The 15,909-nt window shown below is 36.8% G+C and carries 13 protein-coding genes; 8 read left to right on the plus strand and 5 right to left on the minus strand.

Annotated elements, in window-relative coordinates; translation table 11 throughout:
• Positions 1 to 123: 123 nt before the first annotated feature.
• On the minus strand, positions 124 to 3,213 hold the full coding sequence (locus AC3WSO_RS05220; protein WP_492529298.1) for an efflux RND transporter permease subunit: 3,090 nt from the start codon (positions 3,211 to 3,213) through the stop codon (positions 124 to 126).
• 99 nt (positions 3,214 to 3,312) lie between these two features.
• On the opposite strand from AC3WSO_RS05220, the gene AC3WSO_RS05225 reads away from it, so the two are divergent.
• Positions 3,313 to 4,146, plus strand: a complete 834-nt coding sequence (locus AC3WSO_RS05225; protein ID WP_492529300.1) for a TetR/AcrR family transcriptional regulator — start codon at positions 3,313 to 3,315, stop codon at positions 4,144 to 4,146.
• Positions 4,147 to 4,359: 213 nt separating this feature from the next.
• Here the strand turns inward: AC3WSO_RS05225 and rnjA are convergent, their stop codons facing one another.
• Positions 4,360 to 6,027: a ribonuclease J1 gene (rnjA, locus tag AC3WSO_RS05230; protein ID WP_349658985.1), complete on the minus strand. Its 1,668-nt coding sequence runs from the start codon at positions 6,025 to 6,027 to the stop codon at positions 4,360 to 4,362.
• Between the two features lie 5 nt (positions 6,028 to 6,032).
• Positions 6,033 to 6,242 (minus strand): DNA-dependent RNA polymerase subunit epsilon, encoded by a 210-nt coding sequence (locus AC3WSO_RS05235; protein ID WP_079559694.1) that lies wholly within the window; start codon positions 6,240 to 6,242, stop codon positions 6,033 to 6,035.
• 448 nt (positions 6,243 to 6,690) lie between these two features.
• On the opposite strand from AC3WSO_RS05235, the gene AC3WSO_RS05240 reads away from it, so the two are divergent.
• Positions 6,691 to 7,461, plus strand: a complete 771-nt coding sequence (locus tag AC3WSO_RS05240; protein WP_492529302.1) for a Cof-type HAD-IIB family hydrolase — start codon at positions 6,691 to 6,693, stop codon at positions 7,459 to 7,461.
• 67 nt (positions 7,462 to 7,528) lie between these two features.
• Here the strand turns inward: AC3WSO_RS05240 and AC3WSO_RS05245 are convergent, their stop codons facing one another.
• Positions 7,529 to 8,302 carry a DeoR/GlpR family DNA-binding transcription regulator gene (locus AC3WSO_RS05245; RefSeq protein WP_492529304.1) on the minus strand — a complete coding sequence of 258 codons (774 nt, stop codon included), beginning with the start codon at positions 8,300 to 8,302 and terminating at the stop codon, positions 7,529 to 7,531.
• A gap of 147 nt (positions 8,303 to 8,449) precedes the next feature.
• On the opposite strand from AC3WSO_RS05245, the gene AC3WSO_RS05250 reads away from it, so the two are divergent.
• From AC3WSO_RS05250 to phnX, 5 genes are read left to right on the plus strand one after another with little or no spacing between them, the layout of a single operon-like run.
• A complete protein-coding gene (locus AC3WSO_RS05250; RefSeq protein WP_492529306.1) occupies positions 8,450 to 9,202 on the plus strand; it encodes an ABC transporter ATP-binding protein in 753 nt (250 codons plus the stop codon).
• A complete protein-coding gene (locus AC3WSO_RS05255; RefSeq protein ID WP_492529308.1) occupies positions 9,195 to 10,859 on the plus strand; it encodes an ABC transporter permease subunit in 1,665 nt (554 codons plus the stop codon). The genes AC3WSO_RS05250 and AC3WSO_RS05255 overlap by 8 nt, the downstream gene beginning before the upstream one ends.
• Complete coding sequence (locus AC3WSO_RS05260) at positions 10,822 to 11,805, plus strand: extracellular solute-binding protein (RefSeq protein ID WP_492529310.1); 984 nt, start codon at positions 10,822 to 10,824, stop codon at positions 11,803 to 11,805. The genes AC3WSO_RS05255 and AC3WSO_RS05260 overlap by 38 nt, the downstream gene beginning before the upstream one ends.
• A gap of 16 nt (positions 11,806 to 11,821) precedes the next feature.
• Positions 11,822 to 12,916 (plus strand): 2-aminoethylphosphonate--pyruvate transaminase, encoded by a 1,095-nt coding sequence (locus AC3WSO_RS05265; RefSeq protein ID WP_492529312.1) that lies wholly within the window; start codon positions 11,822 to 11,824, stop codon positions 12,914 to 12,916.
• A complete protein-coding gene (gene phnX / locus AC3WSO_RS05270; protein ID WP_492529314.1) occupies positions 12,913 to 13,719 on the plus strand; it encodes a phosphonoacetaldehyde hydrolase in 807 nt (268 codons plus the stop codon). Before AC3WSO_RS05265 ends, phnX begins: the two co-directional genes overlap by 4 nt.
• Before the next feature lie 122 nt (positions 13,720 to 13,841).
• Here the strand turns inward: phnX and def are convergent, their stop codons facing one another.
• A complete protein-coding gene (gene def, locus AC3WSO_RS05275) occupies positions 13,842 to 14,399 on the minus strand; it encodes a peptide deformylase (RefSeq protein WP_492529316.1) in 558 nt (185 codons plus the stop codon).
• A 393-nt stretch (positions 14,400 to 14,792) separates the two neighbouring features.
• Here def and pdhA point away from each other — a divergent pair, with 393 nt between their 5' ends.
• On the plus strand, positions 14,793 to 15,908 hold the full coding sequence (pdhA, locus tag AC3WSO_RS05280) for a pyruvate dehydrogenase (acetyl-transferring) E1 component subunit alpha (RefSeq protein ID WP_079559703.1): 1,116 nt from the start codon (positions 14,793 to 14,795) through the stop codon (positions 15,906 to 15,908).
• The last annotated feature ends 1 nt before the right edge of the window (position 15,909 follow it).

Genomic DNA, 15,909 nt, shown 5'->3' on the forward strand with positions numbered 1-15,909 from the left:
TAGCTTTTTATTAGAGATTGAGAGGGGACGTCCCAGCAAAGCTTGTATAAATGATTATAATGCTTCATCAAAGTATAGAAAAAAGGGCCCCCTATAAAGGAGAGCCCATTTTACATTTATTTATTAATTTTCTTCCATGTCTTTGCGGTTTTTCTTTAACATTTTAGATAGCATTTCATATACGATTGGTACAACTACTAATGTTAATAATGTTGAAGATAGTAAACCACCAATTACGGTAATCGCCAGGTCTTTTGAAATTAGACCACTGCCACCATTACCGATTGCCATTGGAATCATCGCACCGATTGTTGCGATTGCAGTCATTAGGATTGGACGTAAACGAGTTGCCCCTGCCTCTAAAATAGCCTCGCGCATAGCAAGTCCGTCACGTTCCATATGGATAATGCGGTCTACTAATACGATGGCGTTAGTTACAACGATACCTATTAGCATTAATAGTCCCATCATAACAGAAACAGAAATAGTTTGATTTGTGACGTACAAGCCGACAAATGCACCAATTACTGTGAATGGTAGTGAGAACAGAATAGCGAATGGTGCTAAACCTTCACCGAATGTTACAACTAGAATGAAGTAAACGATCGCGATTGCGGCTAACATAGCAATTCCAAGTTGTGTGAAAGTTTCTTGCATATCTGCAGCCACACCTGCAACACCACTCGTTACGCCTTTAGGTAAATCTAATTTATCGATTTCTTTATCTGCAGCTGAAGTTGCTTTTGAAATATCGTCACCGATAATCGTACCAGAAACTTTTGCGAAATATTCACCTTTTGATCGAGATAATGTGTTTAACGTAGTGCCTTCTTCTTTTGTGACTAACTCACCGATTGTCATTGTTGTGCCTAAAGCTGTTTGGATTTTAGTAGCTAATACATCATCAATTGATTTAGCTGCAGCTTTTTCTTCACGTTGTACAGTAACATCGATATCTTCACCATCATACTGAACTTTAGTTAAAACTTCAGGCGATGTATTTTCATTTAAAGCCATTACAATTTGAGCAGTAGTTAAACCGTATTGTAAAACATTCTTTTGATCTACTTTTAAGGTATGCTCAACAAATGGATCTTCATTATCAGACTTAATTTCTTCTAATCCATCAACTTCTTTTAATGCGCCTTCCACTTGTTTCACGGCTTTACGAAGCTTATCTAGATTTTCACTATATAATGTGTAACTTACTTCATTTGAAGATCCCGACATTGATGAGAAGTTTTGAGATTTCCATTCTCCTGATTGACCGACGTTCGTTACATAGTCTTCTACTTCTTCACGTGCTTCAGGGAAGTTCTTCATATCTGGATCGAAGATGAGATACATTAAGGCACCACCAGCGCCGCCGCCCATCATCATTGCCGAAGGATCAACATGTTTAGGGTCATTGATAGAAACTTGCAAAATATCTACGTCTTTGCGTTTCATTAATTCTTTTTCTACTTTTGCAACGTTTGCTTCTGTATCTTTCATTAGCTCGCCTGTAGCAGGAGTGTACGTTAAGTACATAACCTTTTCTTCTTGAGAGCCCATGAAGCTGAAGCCGATAAGTGGTGTTAAAGCAAGAGAACCGACAAGCAGTACGATTGCTAAAACTGATGTAATGATTTTATGATTTAATGCTTTTGTTAGTACACCTTTATACCATAGAGCTAGTTTACCAACTTCTTTATGTTGACTTTCTTTTTTCTCACCGTATATTTTTTTACGGAATAGGAAGTGAGATAAAGCTGGAACGATTGTAATCGCTACTATTAATGAAGCACCTAGCGCAAATGACATTGTTAGCGCAAACGGGATGAATAGTTCACCAACCATACCACCTACAAACATTAGTGGGGCGAATACGGCCACAGTTACTAATGTAGAAGAAAGGATTGGTTTGAACATTTCAATTGTCGCTTCACGAATAAGAGCGCGACCTGATAGTTTTTCTCCTTTTAAATGGATACGTCGATAAATATTCTCTACAACTACAATGGAATCATCGATGACACGACCTATTGCTACGGTAATCGCACCGAGAGTCATAATGTTTAATGTGATATCCATCCAGTTTAAGAGTAGTAATGCCATGAATACTGAAACTGGGATAGAAATAATCGAAATAATTGTTGATTTGAAATCACGTAAAAATAGTAAAATAATTAATACGGCAATGGCGCCACCGAATACCGCTTTTTCAATCATTGTGAAGACTGAATCTTCAATTGGTTTACCTTGGTCAAGTGAGATATCCACTTTTAAGCCGTCTAACGCTTTTTCTTCGTCTTTCATTAAATCTTTCACTGCATTTACAACTTTTACCGTATTTGCATCTTGAGCTTTAACGATTTGAATCGCAATCGCATCTTCGCCATTTGTACGTGATACTGATTGTACTTTACCTTCTACTTCAATCGTTGCAATATCGCCTAAGCGAACGAATGGTGAAGGATTTGTAGCTGAAGGTGTGACTGGGATCAATAAGTCTTTTAACTGATCGATAGATTTTACTTTACCGTCTACTGATACGGCCTGTTCGCCAACAGTAAATTGATATAAACCAAGTGATAGTGACATATCACTTGCTTGAATCATTTGCTTGACAGAATCCTCTGTTAAGCCGAGAGCAGCCATTTTCGCTTGATCATATTTAAATGATATTTCATTAATGTGCTGGCCGTTGATAGTTGCTGAAGCAACGCCATCAATTTTTTCGATTTTAGGAAGTAAAATGTCTTCTACTGTTGACGTTAATTCAACAATATCTTCCTTAGAGCTACTAACTGATAAAGCGACAACAGGCATCATATTCATGCTGATTGCCATAACTGTCGGCTTTTGAGCACCTTCAGGTAATTTGATAGATTCTAAAGCTGACTCTAATTGGCGTTTTTTCTCATCCATATCAATTCCGTAGTCGTATTCAACTTGAACTTGTGCTACGTTTGAAGAGGAGTTTGAGTAAACAGCCTTTACATCTTCTAAGCTTTCTATTGACTTTTCAAATGGCATGGAAAGCTCATTCATAACCTGTTCAGGTGTTGCGCCAGGATAAACACCCATTACAATTAAATATGGTATAGAAATATCAGGTATGGATTCCATTTTCATTTTTGTACCTGAATAAATACCAGAGACAGTGATGATAATTGTTAATAACCACACTGCCAATTTGTTTTTTAATACGAAATTAACTAAACCTTTCACCTTCACACCTACCCTTTATTGACTAACTTGATTCAGTTATTTATACTAATGACTAATCGGTCATTTGTCAACGAAATACATTAGGAGAGATTTAAAAGTATGTTAAAAAAGCAACTTATTATGGAGAAAGCGTTGGAGCTTTTCTCAGAACAAGGCTTTGAAGCTACATCTGTACAGCAAATTACAGAGCGATGTGGAATTTCAAAAGGTGCATTTTATTTATCTTTCAAAACAAAAGACGAGCTTATAATTTCCATGGTAGAGAACTATCTGCAAAAATTCATTACAGATGTTGACCAAGTAGTCAGAAGTTCGCTTAGTAAAGATATTAAATTAGTTGAGTTTTACAAAAGTATTTTTCAAGCATTTAAAAACCATGCTGCGCCTGCCCGTGTGTTTTTTAATGAGAAAGTACTTCTTTCAAAAAAAGAGTTGTTTCAGAAAATAATTGCCTATGATGTCGAAATGTCTAAGTCGATTATCTATATGCTGGAGCAGCTATATCAAGATGAACTCCACGAGACAAAATATGATGTCATGTATTGTATTAAAGGATTTATGAAAAGTTATTCAGAACTTTTTATTTTTTCCGATATACCACTCGATTTAGATCAATTAGCTAGATCTCTAGCTGAAAAGACGGAAATTATTGCACGGCATACGACGATTCCATTTATAACCGAAGAGCTCGTTCAATTAACAGCGAAACCTTGTAATGAAGAAGTTTCACAGGAATCTTTACTAGAATTAATCGAACAACATCTAGATGGCTTTGAAGAGTCTATAGAACGCGAGTCTCTAGAATTATTAAAAGTTCAAGTCGAAAATACAACCTATAGTAAACCGATTTTAAAAGGTTTGATTGAAAATATACGCTTGCAGCCAGACCATAGATGGGTTGCTTATGTAATTGCTAAATACTTTAATATTTAGGCATGGAATAGGATTGATCACTCTAAAGGGTGAACAATCCTATTTTATTGAAATTAAGTGGTCGTACGAAAAATTGAAGTGTTAGTGGCGCTTATGTAATAGTCTAGGGAGTAAAATTGAGTTGTTATTACTATATACGAAATAATAGCAAAGAGGTTTCAGAAAAATGGAAATAAAAAAACTACGCAAATTTGCGTAGTTTTTGTAATGAGGTTAAACCTCCATAATAATTGGTAAAATCATAGGTCGACGTTTTGTTTTTTCAAATAAATATGGTCCTAATACGTCAGTAATTTCATTTTTCAGCTCAGTCCATTGAGGAGTTTTGCTTTGAATTGTTTCATTCAGATGACGGTTTAGCATTTTTTGTGCTTCATTAATCATCGTACCTGACTCGCGCATGTAAACAAAGCCTCGTGAAATAATGTCTGGGCCAGAAACGATTTTTTGGTTTTCCATATCCACACTTACAACAACGATTACTAAACCTTCTTCTGAAAGGATGCGTCGATCACGTAAGACGATATTGCCGATATCTCCAATACCATTGCCATCAATATAAACGTCTCCTGAAGGGATGCGACCTGCTACATGTGCTTCGTTGGCACTTAATGCTAGCACGTCACCATTCTCCATAACGAATGTATTTTCAAGTGGAACATCACAATCTTCTGCTAGATGAGTATGCATTTTCAACATACGGAATTCACCGTGAATCGGCATAAAGAATTTAGGTTTCATTAAGCGTAGCATTAGTTTTTGTTCTTCCTGAGAACCGTGCCCAGACGTATGAATATTATTAAGTGCGCCATGAATAACTTCTGCACCTGCACGGAAAAGTAAGTTGATAATTTTGTTTACACTTACCGTATTTCCTGGTACTGGCGAAGAAGAGAAGACAACTGTGTCACCAGGCTGGATTTGGATTTGACGATGTGTGCCATTTGCAATACGAGAAAGGGCCGCCATCGGTTCACCTTGAGAGCCTGTACATAATATCATTACTTCATTGGCAGGGAGACGATTAATGCTTTGGGCATCAATAAATGTATCCTTTGGTGCATTAATATAACCTAGTTCACGACCGATAGTAATGGCATTGTCCATTGAACGTCCGAAGACAGCAATTTTTCTTCCGTATTTTATAGCAGCATCTGTTGCTTGCTGTAAACGGTGAATGTTGGATGCGAAAGTTGCAAAAATAATACGACTATCAACCTTACGGAAAATTTCGTCGATACTTTTTCCGACTGTACGCTCTGACATAGTGAAATTCGGCTTTTCTGCATTTGTACTATCTGAAAGTAAGCATAGTACTCCGTCGCGTCCGATTTCAGCCATTTTTGTTAAGTTGGCTGGCTCGCCTACAGGTGTAAAATCAAATTTAAAGTCACCTGTATGCACGATGTTACCTGGTGGTGTTTTTACAACAATTCCGTAAGCATCTGGAATACTATGTGTTGTTCTAAAGAAGCTAACAGATGTTTTTCTGAACTTAATAACATCTTCTTCTTTAATTTCGATAAGCTTTGTTGTACGTAGTAAGCCATGCTCGTCTAATTTATTGCGAAGTAAGCCAAGTGCAAGCTTACCACCGTAGACAGGGACATTTACTTGACGTAATAAATAGGGAATACCACCAATATGGTCTTCATGCCCATGGGTAATGAATAATCCTTTAATCTTGTCGACGTTGCGTACTAAGTACGTATAGTCCGGAATAACATAGTCAATACCGAGTAAGTCGTCTTCTGGGAATTTAATGCCGGCATCAATTAAAATGATTTCATCTTGAAATTGAACGCCGTAAGTGTTTTTGCCGATTTCGCCCAGTCCGCCGAGCGCGAAAACAGCTGCTTGGTCATTTTTAACAAACTTCATGTTTGTTAAATTTCCTCCAAGACGAAGTTCGGACTTGCTTGTTCGTAAGCTAAATAGTTACCTTCAAGCAGTTGAATGAACTCGATGTTGTAGTTTCGGTCTTTTAGCTTTTCACGTACTTCGCGGTCTGAAGCAGCTTCAAGGTATAGACTTTTAGTGTTTTCGCGAACTGGAATTTCATTTGCTTTTTCTTGGTAATAAACTTTGTAAATCATAGTTTGCTCTCCTTTTATTGCGTACAATTTTTTGCAGCTTTGACTAATACCACGCACGTACTACAAGAAAAAACAACGAATTTCTAGTATACTAATGACGAAATTAGGCGCTTGAAGTTCTTGTATCTCAGTGTTTTAATCCAGACGTAATTACAACAAGTTGCAATTGAATAAAGCAATGAGACAGTGGTTGCACATAGCCAAATAAATGCATTTCCTTTATATTATCACGCAGTTACTCTAAAATAAAGAAAAGCCCTCCAAATAATGAAGGGCAAATGTTAGGCAATTGATTTTTTTCCGAGTATGCCGCGAAGTTGCTTCAACAATTTGCGTTTGAGTTTCTTCAGCATGGCACATCACTCCTTAGGATCATTATAATGAAAAATTATACCTCTGTAAAGTCGTTGGCCTTTGCAGAATATTACATAATGAAGGGGACTATAAGATGAAGAAAATATTATTTTTTGATGTAGATGGTACGCTTTATAATAGTGAGAAAATATTACCTGCTTCTGCAAAAGAAGCGCTTTTTGAAGCTCGTCGAAATGGCTATGAGCTAGCGATTGCAACCGGCCGTGCGCCTTTTATGATTCAAAACTTACTGGAAGAGTTGGATATTAATACGTATGTGACATTTAATGGGCAATATGTTGTTTATCGTGGTGAGGTTGTCTATACAAATGGTGTTGAAAAAGACGAGTTAGCCAAAATCATTGCCTTTGGTGAAGCACGGAACGAACCTGTAGTATTTTTAGATGACAAGCAAATGATTGCATCTGTTGAAAATAACGATATGGTGGCAGAAAGCTTAAATACTTTAAAATACCAGTATCCAAATTTAGACTCAACTTATTATATGCAGAACGATGTATATCAAACACTTATTTTTATGGAAGAAAAAGATGAACATTTATATCGTGAAGCATTTCCTAACGTTCAGTTTGTACGCTGGCATCGCTATTCTTGTGATATTTTACCAAAGGGAGGCTCGAAGGCTGCTGGTATTGAGAAAGTTCTTGATAAAATGGGGCTGACACTAAATGATGCCATTGCTTTTGGGGATGGTATGAATGATATAGAAATGCTACAGGCTGTTGGGACAAGTGTAGCGATGGGGAATGGGCATGAGAGAGTAAAGGCTGTTGCTACCCATATTGCAGAGCATGTAGATGAGGATGGCCTTGCTAAAATGATGCGCCAATTAAATATCATCTAATGATTTAAAGAGAAGCAACTAGTTGGGGGTATTAACTACAGCTAGTTGCTTTTGTATTTCATAAATTTCATTCTGTATCTATGTTTGTACTTACTATTTTTAACTGTACACCTTTATCCGTGAAATGATTAATCGTTTCTTTAGAGAGTCCACAATCTGTAATAATCGTATTTACCGCATCTGCTGGACAAACTTGAATAGCAACATCTTTGTCAAATTTTGAAGAATCAGCTGCTACATACACAGTTTGAGAAATATTAATAATTTGTTTTCGGGTGATAGCCTCTTCTAAATTGAAATCTGAAATTCCTTTTTCAATCGACACCCCACTAGCACAAATAAAAGCTTTATTAATATTTAAATGATCGAAGCGGAAGAGGAAATCATTAGACGTTACAGATTTTTCGGAATGACGAACTTTACCGCCGATAATAATCACTTCAATATTGGAGCCTATTAAATCAAAGGCTACGGGAAGTGAGTTTGTAATAACGGTTAACTTTTCTTTTTCTAATAAAAAAGGTGTCATTTGATATGTGGTCGTTCCACTATCTAAAAAAATACACTCCCCATCTTGTACTAAAGAAGCACAAGCTTTTGCGATCGCGATCTTCTCTGGTAGCTGTTCATGAAATCGGTTATCCATTAATCCCTCAGCAGGTTCAATATATTTAACACCGCCATAAAACTTCTCCATTTTCTTATCTTGCACAAGCTGATGAATATCACGACGTATTGTTTCCATTGATACATTAAACTCTTTTGTTAGCGTTACTAATTTTACTACCTTATGTTTTCGGACAAATTGCAAAATATGCTGTTGTCTTTCTATTGTATACATTGCATATCACCTCTATTAAATGATAATCAAAATGATCGTAACTTTGTCAACAATTGGTCTATATTTACTCAATATTTACACAAATCCGCAATTCCCTTTACAAATTATCCCTATACTGAGGTTAAGAACTAAAGAGAGGTGACCAATTTGTTAGAACTAAAAGATATTTCGAAAAACTATAAAAATAAAAAAGTTTTGATGAATATAAACTTAAACATTCAATCGGGTGAAATAGTTTCGTTACTAGGACCGAGTGGTTGTGGAAAAACAACTTTACTCAATATTATTCTAGGTCTTACTCAACAAACGGATGGACAGCTTTTTTACAACGGACAAGATATATCGAAACAATCTATGCAAGATCGAGGGTTTAATATTGTTTTTCAGGACTTTGCGTTGTTTCCGCATTTAAATGCTTATGACAACATCGTCTATGGTTTGAAAAATAAAAATGAAGGAATGTCAAAAAAAGAGGTTCAGGAATATATAGACTTTTTAGAACTGACCCCACATTTACATAAAAAGATTCATGAGTTATCAGGCGGGCAAAAACAGCGTGTCTCTATAGCTAGAACACTTGTAATGCAGCCTAAAATTTTATTGTTGGATGAACCGTTAAGTGCGCTTGATGGCGTGATAAAGGAATCGATTAAAGAACGTATTCAATCCATTGCTCGCCAATTTAATTTAACGACAATCATTGTCACGCACGATCCAGAGGAAGCTCTCACACTATCAGATAAAGTGCTAATTATTAATGAGGGAACTGTTTCGCAATTTGGAACGCCACAAGAAATAGTAAATACACCAGAAAACCAATTTGTTGAAGAATTTATATTAAGACAGCTTCATATAAAACGTCATAACATTTATCAGCTATTTGGAGAATTGTATGCTTAAAGCAAATAAAATAATGAAACTGATTTTTCTTCCGATTATTTTCTTTTTTGTATTCTTTTTAATTGTTCCGTTACTGTATATGTTTTGGCAATCTTTAAAAAAGGGGAAGGCCATCACCATTCAAAATTATGTGGAAACATTGCAAAATGTGGAGATTCGTGATGCGTTTTTCAATAGTTTTCAAGTCTCCTTAATAGCAGCTTTAATCACGACCATTTTGGCTTTTTTATTGGCCTATGCTGTTCATTTTACAACGATGCATCGCTTTACGAAAAAGCTTGTCCAAGTGGGTATTACATTACCAATGCTATTACCAACCATAACATATGGTTTTGTATTGATTTATACCTTTGGCAATCAAGGGGTTATTACGAAGATACTTGGTCAGCCCTTGTTTACGGTCTATGGATTTAACGGTTTATTAATTGGTTATGTGCTGTATACATTGCCCGTTGCCTTTATATTAATGCAAAATTCTATGCAATATATTGATAAAAGGTTTCTGCTAGTTTCCATGCTGATGCATGACCGTCCATACCGAAGATTTTATCATACAGTATTTCGTCCGATGCTAGGGGCTATTGGTGGGGCATTCATACTATCGTTTGTGTTAAGTTTTACAGATTTCGGGATACCAGCGTCAGTTGGTGGTAGCTACAAAGTTATTGCTACTGAGCTATATCAAGCAATGCTTGGTTCCATTGTACATTTCGAGAGAGGTGCAGTGATTTCGATTTTAATGTTAGTACCTGCAGTGCTTGGAGTTGTTATGTTAACGATTTTGGAACGATTTAATTTTCATTATAAGCAAGTTACTAAAAGTGACCTCGTTGTCCATCGTTTCCGTGATGTAATGTTTACTGTTTTCTCGTTTGTTTGTGTAGGTGCGGTATTAATCATGTTTTCAACAATATTTATAGTACCTTTTACGAAAGGTTATCCATATGATTTCAGCTTTACATTTGAGCATGTGAAAAACGTACTAGCTGAACAGGGCTTGAAGCAAGTCTATATGAACTCGCTAATAGTGGCTGTTTTGACAGCTGTTTTAGGTGTGGCTGTAACGTTTGTGTCCGCTCTATTAAATGTAAGAACACCGCTTAAAGGAAGGAAAAGCATAGATTTTGCTTCAATGATTACGAATACTGTGCCAGGCATGGTACTTGGTCTTTCTTACTTGTTTTTCTTTAATGGGAGTTCCTTAAAAGGGACATTCCTCATTGTTATTGCGTGTAATGTCGTTCACTTCTTTACAACACCATATTTAATGGCGAAAAATTCATTGCAAAAAATGGATCCGACATGGGAAGTAACAGCAGAGCTATTAAAAGATTCGTGGTTGAAAACGGTTATTCGCGTTATTTTACCGAATATTAGACCTACGATTTATCAAATGTTTAGCTATTATTTTTTAAACGCCATGGTGACTGTTAGCGGGGTAATTTTCCTTGTTAGCACGAAAACGGTGCTTGTATCGACACGTATAAAAGAACTTCAACATTTCGCGAAGTATACAGACATTTTTGTTCTTTCAATTTTTATTTTATGTACAAACCTCATTGTGAAATTAGGTTGTGACTATATAGCAATACCTAAAGAAAAAACAAAGGAGCATAAAGATGAAAAAATCAACAGTAATGATGTTAGGTACAGTTAGCTCAGCAATTGTTTTGGCAGCGTGTGGAGGAGCGGAAGCGGGTTCAAATGATCAAGTTATTATTTATTCAAATGCGGATGATGAAGCGATTGACGTCATGGAAGCAACATTAGATAACAAGGGGTATAAAGGTAAATATTTAATCCAATCATTCGGAACGTCTGAACTGGGTGGGAAAATAATGGCGGAGGGTAAAGAAATTGAGGCGGATGTCGTAACAACAGCTTCTTATTTTATAGAAAGTGCGCAAAAGTCTGAGTCTATGTTTGTAGATTTATCTTCTGATTTAAAGCCTTTAGATGATGGTTCTACATTTGCATTACCGATTTTAGGGAATATCGGCTCGATTTTTATTAATACGGATTTATTAAAACAAAAAGATTTGCCAGTTCCAACATCTATAAAGGATTTAACAAACCCCGCCTATAAAGATTTATTGTCGTTTCCTAATATTCATGACTCGTCAACAGCTTGGTTGTTAGTGCAAGCCATTATTAATGAGTATGGAGAAAAAGAGGGCAAACAAATATTAGCTGATTTAATCAAAAATGCTGGACCGCATATCGAAAGCTCGGGCTCTGGGCCTATTAAAAAAGTAAAAACGGGCGAAGTGGCTGTTGGGTTTGGTCTACGTATTCAGGCTATCAATGCTAAAAAAGAAGGGCTACCGATTGATTATATCGATCCAATAGAAGGTAACTTTACTTTAACAGAATCAGTGGCTGTAGTAGATAAAGAGGGGGATGAAGCGTTAGCGCGTAAAATAGCTAAAGTAATCGCAACGGAAGCCCGCCCTGATTTATTGAAGCAATATCCTGTAGCTCTTTATGAAGGTGAGCAAGTAAATGATGAGCATGTACCTAAATATTTGAAGAAGTGGGATACGACATTAACGGTAGATCTATTAGAAAAACATCAAGCTTTCTTTAAAGAAGCGCAAAAATAAGGAGATATTAATTTTTATGAACAACTATAAATTGTTAACGCCAGGACCTTTAACGACAACTGCTACAGTAAAACAAGAGATGTTAAAAGATCGTTGCACTTGGGATGATGATTATAAAAGTGTCACACAAACAATACGTAAGCAGCTTTTAGAGTTAGCGCACGTGACAGAAACTGATTATGCAACTGTTCTTATGCAGGGAAGTGGTAGTTTTGTTGTGGAATCAGTGTTAACAACTGCTGTTGGAGAGGAAGATAAAGTCCTTATTATCACAAATGGTGCTTACGGTGAACGCATTGTTGAAATGGCAAAAGTGCTTAAACTACAACACGCTGTCTATAGTGTTCCTTATAATGAGCCGCCGTCACCACTCGAAGTGAAAGCGCTGTTGGAAAATGATGCAACAATAACACATGTTGCTATTGTACATTGTGAGACGACAACAGGCATTTTAAATCCTATTCATGAAATAGGAAGCGTTGTAAAAGGGTTGGGTAAAACGTTTATCGTTGATGCGATGAGTAGCTTCGGTGGCGTACCAATGGATTTAAAAGCATTAAGGATTGATTATTTAATTAGCAGTGCTAATAAATGTATCCAAGGGGTACCTGGGTTTGGGTTTGTTATCGCAAAGATTGAGGAATTAGAAAAGTGTAAAGGGCAAGCTAGAAGTGTTGCATTAGATTTATATAATCAGTGGGAAGTGATGAAACTCGATGGAAAATGGCGTTTTACATCCCCTACACATGTAGTGGCAGCTTTTGCGAAGGCATTAGAGGAACTTGTGGAAGAAGGTGGAATACGTGCTCGTTACGAACGATATGCGAATAATAATCGTATACTTCGTACTCAATTGCAAGGTCTTGGTTTTAACGCTTATATTTCAGAGGGGCTACAATCACCTATTATTACGACGTTTTTATACCCTTATGAAGGGTTCTCCTTCGATCATTTCTATAGTGCGATGAAAAAAGCAGGATTTGTCATTTATCCGGGGAAATTAACAGATGTGGATACATTCCGAATTGGCAATATTGGAGACATTCATGAAGATGATATGAAGACATTGTGTAAGGTTATCGAAAATTATATGGTGGTGATAAAAAAATGAAAATTGAAGCGATTATTTTAGATTGGGCAGGTACAACTGTTGATTTTGGCTGCTTTGCTCCTGTAAATGTTTTTCTTACAGTTTTTGAAGATGCGGGAATCAAGGTTACGCTAGAGGAAGCACGTAAACCGATGGGCATGCTGAAAATAGATCATATTCGTACAATGCTTGAAATGCCAAGAATTCGTGAGGCATGGAACGAAAAGTATGGACGAGATTTTACGGAAGAGGATGTCCACGCTTTATATATGCAGTTTGAATCAAAGTTAATGGAATCTTTAGCGACTTACACGGATCCGATTCAGTATGTGACAGAAACGATACAACAATTAAAAGAAGAGGGTATTCGTATCGGTTCTACGACGGGATATACAGACTCGATGATGGAGGTAGTGACCCCAGATGCGGCGGCTAAAGGATATGCACCTGATTTTTTAGTAACGCCTACTCAATTAGGAGATAAAGGACGCCCTTACCCATATATGATTTTTAAAAATATGGAAGAATTGGGTATTAAAGCGACAAAGCAAGTGGTGAAGATTGGTGATACAACTTTAGATATTCAAGAAGCTCTAAATGCAGGTGTATGGGCTGTTGGTGTTATTGTTGGAAGCTCTGAAATGGGGTTTTCTGAAGAAGAGTATATGGCTTTATCTGAAGAAGAGCAGCAATTTGCTATTGAAAAAACAGCAAGAATATTTAAAGAAACAGGTGCGCATTATACGATTCGAACGATGAAAGAGCTCCCTGAATTATTGGAAAAAATTAATGAGCGTTTAGAACGAGGAATCGTAATGGTTTAAAGCCTCAGATGGATGTTAGACTGATCCCGAAGTTAAAGTGTCAGATGAATTTCATAACGAAGCAAGAAAAAAAGTAACCCCCCAGTTAAAAAACTGCAGGGGTTTGCTTTCTTTTTTTGTGCCTAATCGCGCTCATATGGTGTAGAATCTGGAACTTCCGCAAATGGATTTTTTTCATTGATGCGGTCGTAAAACATAACGCCATTAAGGTGGTCTAATTCGTGTTGGAAGGCTATAGCAGGCATTCCTTTAAGGCGCATTTTTTTCTCTTCACCGTCAATGGTTTTAAATTTAACTGTAACACGAGCATGACGTGGTACATAGCCTGGAACATTGCGATCTACAGAAAGGCAGCCCTCGCCTGTTGCAAGGTACGTGTTTTCTACTGAGTGACTAACGATTTTTGGGTTGACTGCTACAAAGCTTAATTGTTCGCCATTCTCGTCTGTTAAATGAAGGGCAAACATTCGATGGAGGCTATTTACCTGATTGGCAGCTAATCCAATGCCGCTACGTAGATTATATTTATCTGCCAGTTCGGGATCTTGGCTGTTTATTAAATATTGAAGCATGTCTTCTGCGAGTTGTTTCACTTCATCAGTTAAAGGGAATTTTACCTCCTCGGCTTTTGTGCGTAAAGTCGGATGACCTTCGCGAATAATATCATCCATTAAAATCATATATGAATCTTCCTTTCGACTTTGTAGTGTCTTACTTATAAGTATACATCACGTCTTAAAACAATCACATGAAAAAAACCTTATTTGAATATACTTAAAAAATTTTTCAATAGCTATTAGATTGTCTGAAACTGGGCATTCTACTATTGGTAATCATGTAGGAGAACGTAATAATTGAGTATCTTTAATATGTTGTTATAATACAGAAAAAATTAATTGGTGGTACAGTATGGAACAGAGTTATTTAATTGTTATGTTAGAAAAAATCTTTGTTTGTACGCGTAATATATGATTGACCGACAGTATTTTATTCAGTATACTGAGTGCAAAGAATAAGTTGTACTAGTTGAAACGGTGATTTATTTTAATACAGCTGAAAGGGAGATGGGACAAATGAGCAAGAAAAACAATAATATTTTTGATGCTAAACAAACGCTAACTGAAATCGAAGATAAGTTTGAAATGTTTCAAATTTTGAATGAAGAAGGCGAAATTATAAATGAAGAGGCAGACCCGAAGCTATCTGATGAGGAACTAGTTGAGTTAATGACGCGTATGGTTTATACACGTATTTTAGACCAACGATCTATCTCTCTTAACCGTCAAGGTCGCTTAGGCTTCTATGCACCAACTGCTGGGCAAGAGGCTTCACAACTTGCGTCACACTTTGCGTTAGAAAAAGAAGATTGGATTTTACCGGGTTACCGTGATGTACCACAAATTGTATGGCATGGTTTACCTTTAGATAAAGCGTTTTTATTCTCACGTGGTCATTTTGCGGGGAACCAAGTTCCTGAGGGCGTAAACGTATTAGCACCTCAAATTATTATCGGTGCACAATATATTCAAGCAGCAGGTGTAGCTCTTGGTATTCAAAAACGTGGTAAAAAGGCAGTGGCAGTAACTTATACAGGTGATGGTGGTTCATCACAAGGGGATTTCTATGAAGGCATTAACTTTGCAGGTGCATTTAAATCACCAGCAATCTTCATTGTACAAAATAACCAATTCGCCATTTCAACACCTCGCGAATTACAAACAGCTGCAAAAACAATTGCTCAAAAAGGTGTAGCAGCAGGCTTACCAAGTATTTTAGTAGATGGAATGGATGCGCTAGCAGTTTACGTAGCAACACGTGATGCACGTGAGCGTGCAGTAAATGGTGAAGGTCCAACTTTAATTGAAACAATGTGCTATCGCTATGGTCCTCATACAATGGCAGGGGATGACCCAACGCGTTACCGTACATCAGATACAGATAATGAATGGGCACAAAAAGACCCTCTTGTACGCTTCCGTAAATACCTAGAAGCAAAAGGTCTGTGGGATGAGCAGAAAGAAGAGGCTGTTATTGAGCGCGCAAAAGAAGAAATTAAAGAAGCGATCAAAAAAGCCGATGCTGCTCCAAAACAAAAAGTAACAGAGTTAATGGAAAACATGTATAAAGGCGAAATGCCATCTAATTTAAAAGAACAGTATGAAATCTACAAAGAGAAGGAGTCGAAATAAC

This window comes from Lysinibacillus sp. EB106-09-02-XG168 (assembly GCF_058791475.1).